At 69.8% G+C, this 15,740-nt stretch carries 18 protein-coding genes and 1 riboswitch; of the genes, 13 read left to right on the top strand and 5 right to left on the bottom strand.

What is annotated here, in order from left to right:
* The first annotated feature begins 107 nt into the window (after positions 1-107).
* The 6 genes from gatC (at position 108) to CLV54_RS06050 (ending at position 6,271) form a co-directional block, all read left to right on the top strand.
* On the top strand, positions 108-431 hold the full coding sequence (gene gatC / locus CLV54_RS06075) for an Asp-tRNA(Asn)/Glu-tRNA(Gln) amidotransferase subunit GatC (protein WP_100344038.1): 324 nt from the start codon (positions 108-110) through the stop codon (positions 429-431).
* Positions 431-1,975: an Asp-tRNA(Asn)/Glu-tRNA(Gln) amidotransferase subunit GatA gene (gatA, locus tag CLV54_RS06070; RefSeq protein ID WP_100344037.1), complete on the top strand. Its 1,545-nt coding sequence runs from the start codon at positions 431-433 to the stop codon at positions 1,973-1,975. The genes gatC and gatA overlap by 1 nt, the downstream gene beginning before the upstream one ends.
* Positions 1,975-3,474: an Asp-tRNA(Asn)/Glu-tRNA(Gln) amidotransferase subunit GatB gene (gene gatB / locus CLV54_RS06065; RefSeq protein WP_100344036.1), complete on the top strand. Its 1,500-nt coding sequence runs from the start codon at positions 1,975-1,977 to the stop codon at positions 3,472-3,474. Before gatA ends, gatB begins: the two co-directional genes overlap by 1 nt.
* Positions 3,474-5,024 (top strand): DUF7059 domain-containing protein, encoded by a 1,551-nt coding sequence (locus CLV54_RS06060; RefSeq protein WP_100344035.1) that lies wholly within the window; start codon positions 3,474-3,476, stop codon positions 5,022-5,024. The genes gatB and CLV54_RS06060 overlap by 1 nt, the downstream gene beginning before the upstream one ends.
* 143 nt (positions 5,025-5,167) lie before the next feature.
* Positions 5,168-5,860 carry a hypothetical protein gene (locus CLV54_RS06055; protein ID WP_245861418.1) on the top strand — a complete coding sequence of 231 codons (693 nt, stop codon included), beginning with the start codon at positions 5,168-5,170 and terminating at the stop codon, positions 5,858-5,860.
* Between the two features lie 21 nt (positions 5,861-5,881).
* Positions 5,882-6,271: a hypothetical protein gene (locus tag CLV54_RS06050; protein ID WP_157802827.1), complete on the top strand. Its 390-nt coding sequence runs from the start codon at positions 5,882-5,884 to the stop codon at positions 6,269-6,271.
* A gap of 95 nt (positions 6,272-6,366) precedes the next feature.
* On the opposite strand, the gene CLV54_RS06045 is transcribed toward CLV54_RS06050, so the two are convergent.
* From CLV54_RS06045 to CLV54_RS06035, 3 genes are all read right to left on the bottom strand, one after another.
* Complete coding sequence (locus tag CLV54_RS06045; protein WP_100344033.1) at positions 6,367-7,035, bottom strand: GAP family protein; 669 nt, start codon at positions 7,033-7,035, stop codon at positions 6,367-6,369.
* 63 nt (positions 7,036-7,098) lie between these two features.
* Positions 7,099-7,662: a TIGR03086 family metal-binding protein gene (locus CLV54_RS06040; protein ID WP_100344032.1), complete on the bottom strand. Its 564-nt coding sequence runs from the start codon at positions 7,660-7,662 to the stop codon at positions 7,099-7,101.
* Between the two features lie 288 nt (positions 7,663-7,950).
* Entirely contained in the window at positions 7,951-8,484 is a 534-nt protein-coding gene (locus tag CLV54_RS06035; protein ID WP_100344031.1) for an EXPERA domain-containing protein, read from the bottom strand.
* A 106-nt stretch (positions 8,485-8,590) separates the two neighbouring features.
* On the opposite strand from CLV54_RS06035, the gene CLV54_RS06030 reads away from it, so the two are divergent.
* From CLV54_RS06030 to CLV54_RS06020, 3 genes are all read left to right on the top strand, one after another.
* Positions 8,591-8,923 (top strand): DUF6412 domain-containing protein, encoded by a 333-nt coding sequence (locus CLV54_RS06030; RefSeq protein ID WP_211294460.1) that lies wholly within the window; start codon positions 8,591-8,593, stop codon positions 8,921-8,923.
* 182 nt (positions 8,924-9,105) lie between these two features.
* Positions 9,106-9,921: a YidC/Oxa1 family membrane protein insertase gene (locus CLV54_RS06025; protein WP_100344029.1), complete on the top strand. Its 816-nt coding sequence runs from the start codon at positions 9,106-9,108 to the stop codon at positions 9,919-9,921.
* Positions 9,922-10,009: 88 nt separating this feature from the next.
* Positions 10,010-10,663: a hypothetical protein gene (locus CLV54_RS06020; RefSeq protein WP_100344028.1), complete on the top strand. Its 654-nt coding sequence runs from the start codon at positions 10,010-10,012 to the stop codon at positions 10,661-10,663.
* Positions 10,664-10,726: 63 nt separating this feature from the next.
* Here CLV54_RS06020 and CLV54_RS06015 read toward each other — a convergent pair whose 3' ends face one another.
* Positions 10,727-11,731 (bottom strand): aldo/keto reductase family protein, encoded by a 1,005-nt coding sequence (locus tag CLV54_RS06015; protein ID WP_100344027.1) that lies wholly within the window; start codon positions 11,729-11,731, stop codon positions 10,727-10,729.
* A 151-nt stretch (positions 11,732-11,882) separates the two neighbouring features.
* Here CLV54_RS06015 and dinB point away from each other — a divergent pair, with 151 nt between their 5' ends.
* Entirely contained in the window at positions 11,883-13,043 is a 1,161-nt protein-coding gene (gene dinB, locus CLV54_RS06010; RefSeq protein WP_245861505.1) for a DNA polymerase IV, read from the top strand.
* A 37-nt stretch (positions 13,044-13,080) separates the two neighbouring features.
* On the opposite strand, the gene CLV54_RS06005 is transcribed toward dinB, so the two are convergent.
* Positions 13,081-14,055, bottom strand: a complete 975-nt coding sequence (locus CLV54_RS06005) for an endonuclease/exonuclease/phosphatase family protein (protein ID WP_157802826.1) — start codon at positions 14,053-14,055, stop codon at positions 13,081-13,083.
* 120 nt (positions 14,056-14,175) lie between these two features.
* Between CLV54_RS06005 and CLV54_RS06000 the strand changes: the two genes are divergently transcribed.
* From CLV54_RS06000 to CLV54_RS05990, 3 genes are all read left to right on the top strand, one after another.
* Complete coding sequence (locus CLV54_RS06000) at positions 14,176-14,529, top strand: hypothetical protein (protein WP_100344024.1); 354 nt, start codon at positions 14,176-14,178, stop codon at positions 14,527-14,529.
* A 35-nt stretch (positions 14,530-14,564) separates the two neighbouring features.
* Complete coding sequence (locus CLV54_RS05995) at positions 14,565-14,876, top strand: nitroreductase/quinone reductase family protein (protein ID WP_281258157.1); 312 nt, start codon at positions 14,565-14,567, stop codon at positions 14,874-14,876.
* 49 nt (positions 14,877-14,925) lie between these two features.
* Positions 14,926-15,032: riboswitch (TPP riboswitch) on the top strand.
* A gap of 64 nt (positions 15,033-15,096) precedes the next feature.
* Positions 15,097-15,738, top strand: a complete 642-nt coding sequence (locus CLV54_RS05990; protein WP_245861416.1) for an ECF transporter S component — start codon at positions 15,097-15,099, stop codon at positions 15,736-15,738.
* Positions 15,739-15,740: the final 2 nt, after the last annotated feature.

Raw genomic sequence — 15,740 nt, 5'->3', positions numbered from 1 at the left:
GGCGCTTCTCGCGCAGTGCGCGGGGAGCGCCTCCCGGGGTGCCTCCCGGCTGGTGCTCCCCGGTAGAATCGTCTGGTACCCCACCCCGACAACACTGACGGAGACGCATGTCACAAACATCCGCTCACGGCTCGTCCGAGATCACGGCCGAGCAGGTCGCGCATCTGGCCCAGCTGGCCCGAATCGACCTCAACGCCGAGGAGATCGCGAGTCTGACGGTCGAGCTGGGTCAGATCGTCGAGTCCGTCGCCAAGGTGAGCGAGGTCGCCACCGACGACGTGCCTGCGACGAGTCATCCGATCCCGTTGCAGAACGTCTTCCGCCCCGACGTCGTGGGCGAGACCCTCACGATCGAGCAGGTGCTCTCGGGCGCCCCGGAGCAGGCCGACAACCGGTTCAAGGTCTCCGCGATCCTCGGGGAGGAGCAGTGATGGCCCACGCAGACGAGATCACCCGCCTGACCGCCTCGGCCCTCGGCGACAAGCTCCGCTCGGGCGAGGTGTCGGCCCTCGAGGCGACCTCGGCCCACCTCGAGCGCATCGCCGCCGTCGACGGGGCCGTGCACGCCTACCTGCACGTCGCGGCAGACGGCGCCCGCCAGACGGCCGCCGAGATCGACCGCAAACGCGCAGCGGGGGAGCAGCTCCACGCCCTCGCCGGTGTGCCCATCGCGATCAAAGACGTGCTCGTGACCAACGACATGCCCTCGACGAGCGGCTCGCGCATCCTCGAGGGCTGGATCCCGCCCTACGACGCGACCGTCGTGCGGCGGGTTCGCGAGGCCGGCCTCGTGCCGCTCGGCAAGACCAACATGGACGAGTTCGCCATGGGATCGAGCACCGAGCACTCGGCGTACGGCCCCACCCACAATCCCTGGGATCTCGACCGCATCCCCGGCGGGTCCGGTGGAGGCTCGGCGGCCGCCGTCGCGAGCTACCAGGCGCCGCTCGCCCTCGGCAGTGACACCGGCGGCTCGATCCGCCAGCCCGCCCATGTCACGGGAACGGTCGGCGTCAAGCCCACCTACGGCGCGGTGAGCCGTTACGGCGCGATCGCCCTCGCCTCCTCGCTCGACCAGATCGGCCCGGTGTCGCGCACGGTTCTCGACTCCGCGCTGCTGCACGACGTCATCGCGGGCCACGACCCCCACGACTCGACCTCCCTGCGCGACGAGTGGCCGTCGATGGCCGAGGCCGTGCGGCGAGCGGATGTCGCGGGCCTGAAGATCGGCGTCATCAAGCAGCTCGACGGCGAGGGCTTCCAGCCCGGCGTGCTCGCGCGCTTCCACGAGGCCCTGGCCCTGCTCGAGAAGAACGGCGCCGAGATCGTCGAGGTGAGCGCCCCGAGCTTCGAGTACGCGATCGCCGCCTATTACCTCATCCTGCCCGCGGAGGCCTCGAGCAACCTCGCCAAGTTCGACTCGGTGCGCTTCGGTCTGCGGGTCACCCCGCCCGGCGGCGGCACTGTCGAGCAGGTCATGGCGGCAACGCGCGAGGCCGGCTTCGGCCCCGAGGTCAAGCGCCGCATCATCCTGGGCACCTACGCCCTCTCGGCCGGCTACTACGACGCCTACTACGGCAGCGCCCAGAAGGTGCGCACCCTCGTGCAGCGCGACTTCGAGTCGGCGTTCGGGCGGGTCGACGTGCTCGCCTCGCCGACCGCGCCGACGACGGCGTTCAAGCTGGGCGAGAAGCTCGGCGGCGACCCGATGTCGATGTACCTCAACGACATCGCGACGATCCCCGCGAACCTCGCCGGCATCCCGGGCATGTCGTTGCCGGCGGGCCTCGCCGACGAAGACGGCCTGCCGGTCGGCATCCAGTTCCTCGCCCCGGCTCGCGCCGACGCGAGGCTCTACGGTGTCGGCGGCGCGCTCGAACAGCTGCTCGAGGCGCAGTGGGGCGGCCCGCTCCTGAACAGGGCGCCGGATCTCGCTCCCGCCGAAATGTCCGCTGCAGAGGAAGGTGCGATCTAGTGGCACGCGCAGAACTGATGGACTTCGACAAGGCCCTCGAGCTGTTCGAGCCCGTGCTCGGCTTCGAGGTGCACGTCGAGCTCAACACGAAGACGAAGATGTTCTCGAGCGCGCCGAACAACTTCGGCTCGTTGCCGAACACGAACGTGACCCCGACCTGCCTCGGGCTGCCCGGCTCGCTGCCGGTCGTCAACGAGCAGGCCGTGCGCTACTCGATCAGCCTGGGCCTCGCCCTCGGCTGCCAGATCGCCGAGAGCTCGCGATTCGCCCGCAAGAACTACTTCTACCCCGACCTCGCGAAGAACTACCAGATCTCGCAGTTCGACGAGCCGATCGCCTTCGATGGCCAGGTCGAGGTCGAGCTGGCCGACGGCCGCCGCTTCGAGATCCCGATCGAGCGCGCTCACATGGAGGAGGACGCCGGCAAGCTCACGCACGTGGGCGGCTCGACCGGTCGCATCCAGGGCGCCGAGTACTCGCTCGTCGACTACAACCGCGCGGGTGTGCCACTCGTCGAGATCGTCACGAAGATCATCTACGGCGCCGACAGAGACGCGCCGGAGCTCGCGAAGGCCTACGTCTCGACGATCCGCGACATCGTGGTGTCGCTCGGCATCAGCGACGCGAAGATGGAGCGCGGCAACCTGCGCTGCGACGCGAACATCTCGCTGAGCCCGCGTGGCTCCGGCATCCTCGGAACACGCACGGAGACGAAGAACGTCAACTCGCTGCGTTCCGTGGAGCGCGCCATCCGCTACGAGATCCAGCGTCAGGCGGCGATCCTCGCCAAGGGCGGAACGATCACACAGGAGACGCGCCACTGGCATGAGGACACGGGGGAGACCTCGGCCGGGCGCCCGAAGAGCGACGCCGACGACTACCGCTACTTCCCGGAGCCCGACCTGCTGCCCGTCGTGCCGTCACCCGAGCTCATCGAGGAACTGCGCGCCGCGCTGCCCGAGGCCCCTGCGGCCCGCCGTCGCCGTCTGCGCGCCGACTGGGACTTCACCGAGCTCGAGTTCCAGGATGTCGTCAACTCGAACCTCCTCGTCGAGGTCACCGAGACCGTGGCGGCCGGCGCCTCGCCGCAGTCCGCGCGCAAGTGGTGGACGGGCGAGATCGCACGCCTCGCGAACGCCTCGGACGTGGAGGCCTCGAGCCTCGTCGCGCCCGCGCACGTCGCGCAGCTCGTGGCCCTCGTCGATGCGGGAACGCTCACCGACCGTCTGGCGCGCCAGGTGCTCGAGGGCGTCATCGCGGGCGAGGGCTCGCCGCAGGAGGTCGTCGACGCCCGCGGGCTCGCCGTGGTCTCCGACGACGGTGCGCTCATCGCCGCGATCGACGAGGCTCTCGCCGCTCAGCCCGACGTGCTCGACAAGATCCGCGAAGGCAAGGTGCAGGCCGCCGGCGCCGTCATCGGGGCCGTGATGAAGGCCATGAAGGGCCAGGCTGACGCAGCGCGCGTGCGCGAGCTCGTCCTGGAGCGAGCCCAGCAGTAGTGTTCGAGACGGACGGCGTGCGCATCGGCGCTCTGCGCCGCGATCTGGAGGCCGCGCGGTTCTCGGTCGAGAGGCTCACCCAGTTGTGGGGCGAGCCCGCTCAGGCCGCGCTCGCCCGCGAGCAGAGGGTGCCCGCCGTCCGTGCGCTCTCGCTGCGTCGCGATCCGGCCGCCGGCGACGAGGTCCCCGACCCCGCCGGCACCCTCGCGCTGCTCTTCATCCTCGGCCTGCCCTGCCCCGCTGCGGAGCTGGCCGCCGCCCTCCCCGAGACGGGCATCGACGGCGCTCTCGCCCTCGGTCTCGTCGAGAGGGACGGTGAGAACGTCACGGCGCTCGTCGACCTGCGGCCGTACAGCTTCGTCGACCCTTACGGCGTCGGCAGCTGGTGGATCGTCTCCGACCTCGGCGAGCTGGCGCTCGGGCGGGCGCTCGGCGAGCAGCACGTGCTCGGTGTGGGCGGGGCATCCCTCACCCTGAGCGGCCTCATGATCGGCCGCCGGGTGGGCTCGGTGCTCGATCTGGGCACGGGCTGCGGCATCCAGGCCATGCACGCCTCCCGGCACGCGCAGCGGGTCGTCGCGACCGACATCTCGAGCAGGGCGCTCGGCATGGCCCGGTTCAACGCGCTGCTCAACGGTATCGACACGATCGAGTTCCGGCTCGGCTCGCTCTTCGAGCCGGTCGCGGGGGAGCGCTTCGACCACATCGTCTCGAACCCGCCCTTCGTCATCACCCCGCGCACCAAGGGCGTGCCCGAATACGAGTACCGCGACGGCGGCATGGTCGGCGACGCCCTCGTCGCCCGGGTGATACGCGAGTCGGCGCAGCACCTCACGCCGGGCGGTGTCGCCCAGCTGCTCGGCAACTGGGAGTACTCGGCCGAGGGCGAGGGGCTCGAGCGCGTCGAAGCCTGGCTGGCCGGCACGGGCCTCGACGCCTGGGTGGTCGAACGCGAGGTTCACGACGCGCAGCGCTACGCCGAGACCTGGATCCGCGATGGCGGAACCCGGGCGCGCACACCCGAGTTCGACCGCCTCTACGACGCCTGGCTCGACGACTTCGAGCGGCGGCGGGTGCGCGCGGTGGGCTTCGGCTACGTGATGCTGCGGCGGCCGACATCCGGCGAGCCCTCGCTGTCCCGTCTCGAGCACCTCGACGGCGCGATCGGCAGCAACGAGTCGGGTCTCGGCGAACACCTGGAGCGATTCCTCGACGTGCACGACTGGCAGCACGCCCTCGACGACGCGGAGCTCGAGGCGTCCACCCTCCTCGTCGCGCCCGATGTCACCGAGGAGCGGCACTACTGGCCCGGCGCCGAGGATCCCACGGTTCTCAGCCTGCATCAGGGCGGCGGCTTCGGCCGCACCGTGCGCATCGACACGGGCCTCGCCGCCCTCGTCGGCGCCTGCGACGGCGAGCTGGCCGTCGGCGCGATCATCGCCGCGATCGCCCAGCTGCTCGACGTCTCGCACAGCGAGCTGCGTGAGGAGCTGCTGCCGCGGGTGCGCGAGCTGCTCGTCACCGGCTTCCTGCAGCCCGCCGAGCTGTGAACTCGGCGCTGTGAACTCGGCGCTCTGAACTCTGCTCGCCGGGGGCTTTCTCTCATCAGAAACGCAGATTCGATTCATAGAGTTCTCGCACGCAGACTCTGATCACACCGAGCGTGATCGCGCGAATCTCGAGGGAGCACACGATGGGTTTCTGGGACAGACTTCTCGGCAACAGCACGAACGACGAGCGGATGCCGCAGGCCACCGCCGACCCGCGCACCCCACCGGTTCGGGCCACCGCCGCACCTGCCGCACCCCAGCGCAGCGACGACGAGATCGCGGTCGAGCGCTACCGCTACCTCCTGCGCACCGCTCCGCCGGAGACGATCGAGAAGACCCACGAGGAGGCCTTCGCGAAGCTCACCCCCGAGCAGAGGGCCCTCGTCTTCCAGCAGTTGAGCGAGAACGCTCCCGAGGGGGAGCGCCCGCGTGGCGACGACCCCGCGAGTCTCGCGCAGGCGGCGACGCGTTCCGAGCTGCGCCAGCCGGGCTCCCTCGAGCGCAGCCTCTCCGGCCCCGGCAACCGGGGCGGCATGCCCGGCTTCGGCAGCATGGTCATGGGCTCTCTGCTGGGCACGGTCGCGGGTGTCGTCATCGGCTCGGCGATCGCGCAGGCGTTCCTTCCGCCGGTGGACGCCGGCACCGACCAGGCGTCCGGCGACGGCGGCGACTCGGGCGACTCCTCCGGCGACGGCGGCTCGGATGCGGGTGCCGACGCGGGCGGAGACGCCGGCTGGGGCGACTCGAGCGGCGACTTCGCCTCGGGCGCCGACGGCGGGGGCTTCGGAGGAGATTTCGGCGGCGGAGACTTCGGCGGCGGGGACTTCGGCTTCTGATCGCCGTGTGAGAATGGCATGATGGCCAGCAGACGAGGCGACGAGAGTCGCGACGACACCCGCACAGACCCCCGCAGCGGCATCCGCAGTGACACCCACTACAGCGTGGGCATGCAGGTGCTCGTGCGCACGGACAGCCTCGTGAAGCAGGGCGCGAGCGGTAACGTGACCGTCACCGCGGTCGGCGTTCCCGATCCGGGCGGAGCGCGTGTTCCGGGTGTGATCGTCGAGCCGGGCGGCGCCCAGCAGGGCTCCTTCATCGCCTTCGGCTCGAACCAGCCGAACACCTGGATCGTCGCGTTCGACGAGCCCTTCACCGCCCCCGACGGCAGCGGCCCGCACGAGACCGCCGAGGTCAACGAGATCTACCTGCTGCCCGCGCCGTCGGGCGAGGGCGATTCCGGCGCCTGAGCTCATGACCGCGCCGGAGGCATCGCGACCGCGTACGTCGCCCTCCTGCGCGGGATCGACGTGGGCGTCGCGAACCGCTGAACAGAGGCGGGATCTCAGAGGTGCGAGAGCCCTGATCCGATGATGACGACACCCGTCATGAGAACCACGACGAGCATGACCGTGCCGCTGTTCCTGGTGATCCAGCCGCGCACCTCGGTGAGGGGCTTCTCCATCCGTTCGCGGGCGACGAGCCGGGCGATCACGGGGATCGCCACCGTCGAGACGCCCACGAGAGTGTAGATCGCGATAGCGATCGCGCCCTCGGGCACCGCCAATCCCGCGTTGCCGACCTCGGCGCCGGCCGCGATCGAGAGCAGGAGTCCTTTCGGCCGCAGCGTGAGCACGAGCCCGACCCCCAGCGCCTGCCACCAGCTCAGCGTGCCGAGCACGCGCATCCACGCCGGCGTGCCCTCCTTCTTCGCCTGGTGCAGGCGTCGCCGCCAGTCGACGATCGCGAAGACGACCAACGCGGCACCCACGATCAGCTCGATGACCGCGAGGATGGTCGAGTTGTCAGCTGCGGATGTCGAGGGTATGAGCTTGAAGCCCAGGGTGAAGACGACGGCGAGGCCCGCGATGCCGGCCGTCCAGCCGGCGAGCAGCGCGATGCTCACCCGGGGCTTCGCGGGGGAGAGCAGCACGAGGATCGTCGCGGTGATCGGGATCGTGCTCAGAGCCACCGCGAGCGCGATGGGAAGGAGATGGCCGATAACCGCTGTCATGCTCGCAGTATATGGTCGATCGGGGTGCCCGATCGGCCGCCGGGCTGTGCCGCTCGAGCTGCCTCAGTCGAGACGGTCGTCGCGGCCGGTCAGGGCGAGCAGTCGGGACTGGAGAGGCGCGTCATCCGGAAGCGGCACGGGCGAGGCGAACAGCCCGCTCGCCTGCAGAGTCGCCTTCTGCGGTTCGAAGACCGTCCAGACTGCCTCAACGAGCCGGTGGTCGAGCGCCTCGTCGGAGCCCGTGGCGCGGGCCAGATCCCAGCTGTGGATCGTGACGTCCGAGACCTGCTCGCGCAGGTACTCGGTCACCGTGACGGTGTCGTAGCTCAGCTGAACGGGCGCGGTCGGCGAGGCCGCCTGCCAGGCACGCGTCGCTGCCTCGGAGTAGCGGGTCCATTCGGCGGCGAGGTCGTCGCCGAGCGGCGCGAGGCGCAGCCGGCTGGTCGCGAGCGACTCGCCCGCGAGCAGCGGCGGGATCCACTGCTGCTCGATGATGACGTGGCGCACGAGGTCGCTCGTGTTCCACTCGGTGTCGGGAGTGGGCGCGCCCCAATCGGTCACCGCGCTCAATCGGGCGGCGAATTCGCGGTGAGCCTGCTTCTGCAGCTCGAGCCAGTCGAAGGTCATGGTCGTCCTCTACTTCCGGGTGGTTCCCACGGTACAACGCGCGAGGCACGCGAGCATTCCTCGTTCGGATGGCCGTCACGCGAATTCGAGGGCATCTCGGCTTGGTTCTTGCGTGTCGTCAGGGAAAAGAGGACGATCGGATCAGACGTCGTCACCTGATCCGTGACCCGAACCGGGATGGGGGCGACCAAGCCCCCGGCCCGGTCTTCCCGCCGAATGGAAGCCCAGACCGGGGGTCTCATCCGCCGCCGAGGATGGGCTCGTCGTCGCCGATCTCACGGAACGACCTCAGAATTTGCGGGTGAACGGCATCGGCTTGCGCATGCGGATCAGCAGCAGGATCGGCACGAGGACGTAGGCCAGGTTGAACGCGAGGAACTTCGCGGGGTTCTGGGTCTGGAACTCGGGCTCTCCGAAGAACTCGACGCCGAAGACGATGATGCCCGTGATCGTGCTGATCATGGTGCCGTAGATGACCGAGGGCAGCTGGATCCAGTTGCGGCCCGTCGCGAGCGCGTAGACGAGCACGATGTAGAACGGCATGTAGACGAAGGCCGAGAGCCCCGTCACGATGCGCATCCAGGCCGGCGGGTTCATGAACAGCGGATCGGCGTCGTGCGCGTACCAGTAGTTGGAGTTCGCGAAGAAGTTGTCCGACGGCTCGGAGAAGTCCACGCCGATCGTGGGGAGCAGATCGCTGATGAGCGAGGTGATCGTGAACGCCGAGAAGATGACGATGAAGAAGATGTCGATCCCGCGGGCTCGCAGCGGCAGATTCGTGGGGGCGCTTGCCGGAGCGCTCGAGAGGGTGCGTGTAGCCATGATTCCCGACTCTATCGAGGCCGGGCTCGACCTCGACGCACGCCGCTCTGGTACGGTTCAGTTATCCCTGCAGCGATCCTGCAAAGATCGTGCAGTCGAAGTGATCGTGCAGTCGAGTAGAGAGGATGCCGCGATGCTCGCCTACCTCTCCGCGCTCTTCGGCCTCCTCACCGGGGTCGCCGGGCTCGCCGCTGCCGCCGACGGCACCACGACCGCGGGTGGGGCGCTGGCCGTCGTCTCGGTCGTGGGCGCGACCGCCCTGACCATGGCGCTGTGCGTGCACTACCTCGTCGTGCGGATGACCGCTCGCGACCTGACCGTCGACGTGCGTCGTGAACGCCGCACACCCGACACGGGCGCCGTGCTGCCGCGCAACAACCCGAACGTCGCGGGCCGTCCACGCCCGCGAGCCCCGTCGCGCGTCCTCGCGGCCGCGTAGCGTCCGGCACCTCGGCGATCACCCCGGTCTCCCGACCTCGGGTCTTCAGGCCTTCTGCGCCTGGGCCGGTGCTCTGACGCACGGCGTGCTGTCGCGGCATCCGCCGTCGACGCGCGCATCGCGGCCATACGTGAACCACTTTCCGTGAACCGTATGAACGTATGAACGCAAGGACTCCAGCTGTGGACCTCTTCTCCTTCGGCCCCATCGCGGCCATCGTCGACGCCGGCTATTTCGTCGTCTCGACTCTCAGCGATCTCCTCCAGCCGCTCGTCGGCGAACCCAGCGCGGCTCTCGCCGTCGTGCTGCTCACCATGCTCGTGCGCGCCGCCCTCATCCCCGTGAGCATCGCCCAGCACCGCTCCCAGCTCGCCATGGCGCGCATCTCGCCGAAACTGCGCGAGCTGCAGAAGAAGCACCGCTCCAATCCCGAGCGCCTGCAGCGCGAGACGATGGCGCTCTACGCGGCGGAGAAGGCGAACCCGCTCTCGGGTTGCCTGCCGATGCTCATCCAGATCCCCGTGGTGTCGATCGTCTACGCGGTGTTCACACACGCCACGATCAACGGGCACGCCAACGATCTGCTCACCCACACGCTCGGCGGGGTTCCGCTGGGGCAGAGCTTCCTCTCGCTCATCTCGGGTGGCGGCATCCTGACCCCGCAGGCCCTGGTCTTCGCCGGCATCCTGCTGCTGATCCTCACCGTCTCGCTCGCGACCCGCCGGTACCTCATGCGTCCGGTGCAGCCCGTCGCCCCCGCGGCACCCGACGCGGCCGGAGCTCCAGCCGGAGCCGGGCCGCTCGCGGGCATCGACCCCGCGCGTCTGACCGCGGTGCTCGGCTGGCTGCCTCTGCTCACCGTGGTCTTCGCGGCCTTCGTGCCCCTGGCCGCGACGATCTACATCGCCACGAGCACGAGCTGGACTCTCGTCGAGCGCCTTCTGCTGCGCCGGATCCTGGGGCACCCCGGAGCCGCGCCGCTCGCGGTCCTCGGCTGAGACACGCCGGGCTCGCGCAGGGTCCACTCCGGGTTCACGGGGCCACAGCACCCTAGCGCGCGGGGCGTCGGGTTCCTATGCTTGCAGCATGCTCGTCGAAGGCACGATTCGATGGCAGGTCGTCGAGGATTGTCCATGGGACTTGCTCATGGCACTCTGCCTGCGCGACCTGGCCGGGCTCGCGGATGTCGCGCGCCCGTCGTTGCCGCGGGTGAGCGCCCCGCCGTTGCCGGTCGTCCCCCTCGCATCCATCGACTCGGCGGATGCCGTGACCCCCGCCCTGCTCACCAGGATCGGCGGCGCGACGGGAGGGCCCGAGTTGGCCGAGCAGTGGAACGCGTGGTGGGAGCGCATCGTCGAACGCGAGCGCAGGAGCTGGCTGCCGCGGCCGCGGCCTCCGCACTTCGAGGCCTTCGACCGGGAGCTGGCGCTGCAAGACCTGATGCTCGCGCATTTCGACCGGGCCGATGCCTGGGCGATCGAGCAGCGGCGCTTCTACGCCGCGCGCGCCGCCGAGCGGATGGGCTCGCGGCCGACCGACATCAGCGACGTCATCCGCGACCGGGAGCACGAGCTGCGGCGCCGGGCGTTCACCTTCCGGCTCGACCTCAACGTGCTGCCGCTCGAGGAGCCGGGGGCGTGGATCGTCGCGCCGAACACGATCATCGTGAGCGAGAGCCTCCGCGACGACTCGGCGTCGTTCCGCAGCTGGCTGACCCCCGTCATCCACGCCATCGTGTAGCCGAGACGACACGGGTTCAGGGCCGGCTCACGCCGGCGCCCTGAACCCGTGTCGTCTCGCGGATCAGACGGGGCGGGTGGCGGGCACGTGCGTGAGCGCGGGGTCGCGCTCGGCGAGTGCGCCGATGGCCGCGTCGATCCGGGCGAGCACGTCGGCGTCGAGCGTGACGCCCGAGGCCGCGGCGTTCGAGACGACCTGCTCGGGCCGCGAGGCGCCGATGATCGCGCCGGCGATGTTCGGGTTCTGCAGAACCCAGGCCACGGCGAGCTGCGCCATCGTGAGGTCGAGGCCCTCGGCGATCGGCTGCAGCTGCTGCACGGCGCTGAGCGCCTCGTCGTTGAGCAGGCGCGTGAGGGTTCCCGCGCCGCCCTTCTCGTCGGTCGCGCGGCTTCCCTTGGGCAGCGGTGCGCCCGGCTTGTACTTGCCGGTGAGGATGCCGCCGGCGACGGGCGACCAGACGATCTGCGAGATGCCGAGCTCCTGCGAGGCCGGGACGATCTCGGCCTCGATGACCCGCCACAGCATCGAGTACTGGGGCTGGTTGGAGATGAGGCGGAAGCCGAGCTGGGTCGCGAGCTCCTGGCCGGCGCGCAGCTGCTCGGCGTTCCACTCGGAGACGCCGATGTAGAGCGCCTTGCCCTGGCGGACGACGTCGGCGAAGGCCTGCATGGTCTCTTCGAGGGGCGTCTCGAGGTCGAAGCGGTGCGCCTGGTACAGGTCGACGTAGTCGGTGCCGAGGCGGGTGAGCGAGCCGTTGATCGACTCCATGATGTGCTTGCGCGAGAGGCCGGTGTCGTTGTGGCCCTTGGGGCCGGTCGGCCAGTAGACCTTCGTGAAGATCTCGAGGGACTCACGACGCTCACCACCGAGCGCCTCGCCCAGAACGACCTCGGCGGCCGTGTTCGCGTACGCGTCGGCGGTGTCGAAGGTCGTGATGCCCACGTCGAGGGCCGCGCGCACGCAGCTCTTCGCCACGTCGTTCTCGACCTGTGAGCCGTGGGTCAGCCAGTTGCCGTAGATGATTTCGGAGATTTTGAGTCCGCTGTTACCGAGGTATCTGAAGTCCATAACGGAAACGTTACGCCGTGAAGGTTGCCGAAGAGAAAACGACGAGAGCGGATGCCGGTGCCTCCCGTCCTGCGCGCACGGTGTCTCTGTCAGGGGCATCTGCGACACTGGGGCCGTGGATGATTCTTCGGCCACGATCCTGCACGTCGACATGGACGCGTTCTTCGCGTCGGTCGAGCTCCTGGGTCGTCCGGAACTGCGCAGTGCTCCCGTTGTGATCGCTCACACAGGAGCTCGTTCCGTCGTGACGAGCGCCAACTATGTCGCGCGCCGTTTCGGGGTGCGCTCCGCGATGCCCCTGGCCGTCGCTCTGCGGCACTGCCCCGGCGCCGTCGTGCTGCCGCCGCACATGGAGGAGTACCGCCGCTACTCCGCCGAGGTCATGGGCATCTTCTCCGAGGTCACCCCGCTCGTCGAGCAGCTGAGCATCGACGAGGCCTTCCTCGACGTCGCGGGCGCCCGTCGCCTGCTCGGCTCGCCCGGCACGATAGCGAAGCTCGTCCGTGAGCGGGTCTACGAGCGCACCGGGCTCACCTGCTCCGTCGGCGCCGCCTCCACGAAGTTCGTCGCGAAGCTCGCCTCCACCCACTCCAAGCCCGACGGCCTGCTCATCGTTCCCGCCGAGGGCACGATCGGCTTCCTGCATCCCCTGCCGGTCGGAGCCCTCTGGGGCGTCGGGGCGGCGACGGAGCAGTCGCTCACCCGTCTCGGCATCCGCACGGTCGCAGACCTCGCGCACACCCCCCTCGCGACTCTCGAGCGAGCCGTCGGCGTCGCGAGCGGCCGGCACCTGCACGAGCTGGCCTGGGGCCGCGACCCGCGCTCGGTCAGCACCGAGTCGATCGAGAAGAGCATCGGCCACGAGACGACCTTCGAGATCGACCTCGACGACGACGCGGCGATCCGGCGCGAACTGCTGCGGCTCTCCGATCAGGTGGGCGCGCGTCTGCGTCGCAGCGGCGCGGTCGCCCGCACGGTCGTGCTCAAACTGCGGTACTCCGACTTCACGACCGTCACGCGCTCCCGTTCCCTGCCCGAGGCCACGAGTGTCGGCCGCCGGATCTACGACGAGATCGTGATCGCCTTCGACTCGCTCGGGGTCGCGGGCCGGGCCGGGCGCGCGGTGCGGCTCGTCGGTGTGCGCACCGAGCATCTCGAGTCGGAGGGCAGCGTGCTCGCCTCGCTCTGGGATCCGGACTCGGAGTGGCGCGAGGCGGAGGCCGCCGTCGACGAGGTCGTCGCCCGTTTCGGCCGGGGGAGCGTTCGGCCGGCCTCGCTCGTCAAACGCGATCAGGCCCCGCCCGAAGCGTGACGCGTGTCCACAGCGTTCAGCTCCGCCAGCTCGGCGTTCAGCTCAGCGCGATGAGGATGCCGCGGTGGTCGCTGCCGTTGGGCTCCAGCACGACGTTGCGCGCCACGTCGTAGCCGCGCACGAGCACGTGGTCGAGCCGCACGATCGGGAAGAACGACGGCCAGGTGAAGCCGAGACCGAACTCGGTGCGTGCGGGTTCGGGAACGGCATCCGTGAGCGTGCTGAATGCGCGGTCGGTGGTGGCGGTGTTGAAGTCGCCCACGACGACGAGCCGCTCGGACTCGTCGGCGGCGAGGGTCGCCGCCAGCTGCTCGATCATCGTGTCGCGGTCGTCCTGCTGGCCGACGCGCACGGATGCGAGGTGCACGACGTAGACGCGCGTGAGCCCCGAGCCGGTCTCGATGTCGGCCCAGAGCGCACGGTTCCAGCCGAGCCCCAGATCCAGCTGCTGGGTCTCGTCGATCGGCATCGTGCTCCACAGGCCCACGGTGCCCACGATCGCGTTGTAGGGATAGTCGCCGTCGATCTCGTCGGCGACGGCCGCCCGGGAGTCGCCGTCGAGCTCCTGCAGGGCGATGAGGTCGGGATGCCGCGAAGCCAGGTCGCGCGCGAGCCCGGCGGCATCGCCGTTGCCCGCCTCCACGTTCTCGCTCGCGATCGTCAGGCCCGGGCTGCCTGAGGAGTCCGACGATTCCGACGACGGCGAGCCCGCGGAGCCCGTCGAGGCCGATGCAGCGGGGAGCATCCCCGGCACGAAGAGGATCGCCCAGACGATCGCCGCGACGAGCACCCCCGCAAGCCCCACGCGCGAGCCTAAGAAGAGCGCCACGACCGCGAGCACGACGATGAGCACGCCGATCCAGGGGAGCACGTTCTCGCCGAGGGAGACGATTCCGCCGATGTTCGGCAGCAGCTCGTGGCCGAGCATCATGACGACGATGACGAGCGCGAGCACGGCCACGACGATGCCGCGGCCGGTTCTCACGATTCTCTTCGAGCTGCTGACCGCCATCCGACGATTATCTCCGGCGACCCTGCCATGAACGTGGGTAAAGGCTGTGCGCGTGTCTGCTCTGCTGCGCATCTGCCGGGGAGGGTGGCCAGTTGCGGCGCGCGGCGGTACCGTTGGCACATGACTTCTCTCGCCGTTCAGCTCGCAGAAACCGTCAAATCCCTCGGCGTCGGCTCCGTCTACGGCGAGCCCGTCGAGGTCGAAGGGGTCACCCTCGTTCCCGTGGCCCTCGTCTACTACGGCTTCGGGGGCGGCAGCGACGGGCGGGACGACCGCGAAGGGCGCGACGCGGAGTCCGTCTCGATGAGCGGTGGCGGCGGTGGCGGCGTGACCATTCCGGTCGGGGCATACATCAAAGACGAATCGGGTCTGCGCTTCCGCCCCAACACGATCTCGCTTCTCGCGGTGGGCATCCCCTTCGTGTGGGTTGCCGGCAAGGCGCTCGCCCGCGTCATCCGCGTGCTCAAGAAGTAGCGCCGAGCAGCAGCGCTCGAGAGACGGCGACGTACGTGGCCGAGCCGGGGCGGAGCCCCGACCACCCCATCGACGACACCGCGGGCTGGGTCGGCTCGCAGATCGCCGAGTACGTGGCGACGGATGGCGCGCGCCCGGTCTTCACCCGCAACGCACCGCTCGCACTCCTGACCACGCAGGGCGGCGTCTCGGGCCTCTGGCGTCGCACCTGTCTCAGCTACGGCCGTGACGGCGACAGCTACCTCATCGTCCCCTCGGTCGGCGGCGGCCCCGAGAACCCCGGCTGGTACGGCAACCTCGTCGCCGACCCCGAGGTGCGGCTGCAAGTGGGACGGGCTGCACCGTAAGCGGGCAACGCGCCGTAAACGGGCCCTGCGCCGTAGCGGGTCTATACTCATCAGCGAACACGGGAGTCCGGTGTACCGGGCTGAGAGGAAGGTTCTCAACCTTCGACCGTCGAACCTGATCTGGATCATGCCAGCGCAGGGAGGCAATCACTCTCCGGGTCGACGCATCCGCGCGACCCACAACCCGTGCCCTCTTTCGAACGACAGAAAGGGCACGACAGTGCACAGCACCGAAGCAGAGATCACGAGCTCCACCTCCGGCCGCCGACCCGATCGCACGGGCCGTTTCCGCTGGCGCGTCGTCGACATCGTCGTCGCCAGCGTCATCGGCGTCGCGAGCGGCGTCATCTTCTGGGTCTGGGGTCAGGCCTATCCCACTCTGGGAACACCGCTCGAAGCGGTGCTGCCCGGCCTGCAGGGCGTCGTGAACGGCGGATGGCTCTTCGCCGGCGTCCTGGGCGGACTCATCGTGCGCAAACCCGGCGCCGCCCTCTACACCGAGCTGCTCGCGGCCGTCGTCTCGGCTCTGCTCGTGACGCAGTGGGGAGCGCTGACGCTGCTCTCCGGCCTCGTGCAGGGCCTCGGCGCCGAGATCGTCTTCGCCGCCTTCCTCTACGCGAACTACCGGGTCTACGTGGCGCTCATCGCGGGCGCCGGCGCGGGGGTCGCCTGCGCGGTCAACGACCTCATCATCACGTACCCGGGCGCCGACGCGCCCTTCGTCGTGCTCTACGTGGGCTCGTCGGTCGTCTCGGGCGTCGTGATCGCCGGACTGCTCTCCTGGCTCGTGATGAAGGGGCTCGCCAGGACCGGCGCACTCAGCCGGTTCGCCGCCGGCCGTGAGGCCGGCGTACGGGTCTGATC

It is taken from the genome of Compostimonas suwonensis, from assembly GCF_002797855.1.
Classification (GTDB): Bacteria; Actinomycetota; Actinomycetes; order Actinomycetales; family Microbacteriaceae; genus Compostimonas; species Compostimonas suwonensis.
This window is presented reverse-complemented; position numbering and strand designations above follow the sequence as displayed.

Bases quoted from the DNA above. Each gene is read 5' to 3' on its own strand.
- gatC (WP_100344038.1), top strand. From the start codon at position 108: ATGTCACAAACATCCGCTCACGGCTCGTCCGAGATCACGGCCGAGCAG.
- gatA (WP_100344037.1), top strand. From the start codon at position 431: ATGGCCCACGCAGACGAGATCACCCGCCTGACCGCCTCGGCCCTCGGC.
- CLV54_RS06055 (WP_245861418.1), top strand. From the start codon at position 5,168: ATGGGTTTCTGGGACAGACTTCTCGGCAACAGCACGAACGACGAGCGG.
- CLV54_RS06050 (WP_157802827.1), top strand. From the start codon at position 5,882: ATGGCCAGCAGACGAGGCGACGAGAGTCGCGACGACACCCGCACAGAC.
- CLV54_RS06045 (WP_100344033.1), bottom strand. From the start codon at position 7,035: ATGACAGCGGTTATCGGCCATCTCCTTCCCATCGCGCTCGCGGTGGCT.
- CLV54_RS06040 (WP_100344032.1), bottom strand. From the start codon at position 7,662: ATGACCTTCGACTGGCTCGAGCTGCAGAAGCAGGCTCACCGCGAATTC.
- CLV54_RS06035 (WP_100344031.1), bottom strand. From the start codon at position 8,484: ATGGCTACACGCACCCTCTCGAGCGCTCCGGCAAGCGCCCCCACGAAT.
- CLV54_RS06020 (WP_100344028.1), top strand. From the start codon at position 10,010: ATGCTCGTCGAAGGCACGATTCGATGGCAGGTCGTCGAGGATTGTCCA.
- CLV54_RS06015 (WP_100344027.1), bottom strand. From the start codon at position 11,731: ATGGACTTCAGATACCTCGGTAACAGCGGACTCAAAATCTCCGAAATC.
- dinB (WP_245861505.1), top strand. From the start codon at position 11,883: ATGGACGCGTTCTTCGCGTCGGTCGAGCTCCTGGGTCGTCCGGAACTG.
- CLV54_RS06005 (WP_157802826.1), bottom strand. From the start codon at position 14,055: ATGGCGGTCAGCAGCTCGAAGAGAATCGTGAGAACCGGCCGCGGCATC.
- CLV54_RS06000 (WP_100344024.1), top strand. From the start codon at position 14,176: ATGACTTCTCTCGCCGTTCAGCTCGCAGAAACCGTCAAATCCCTCGGC.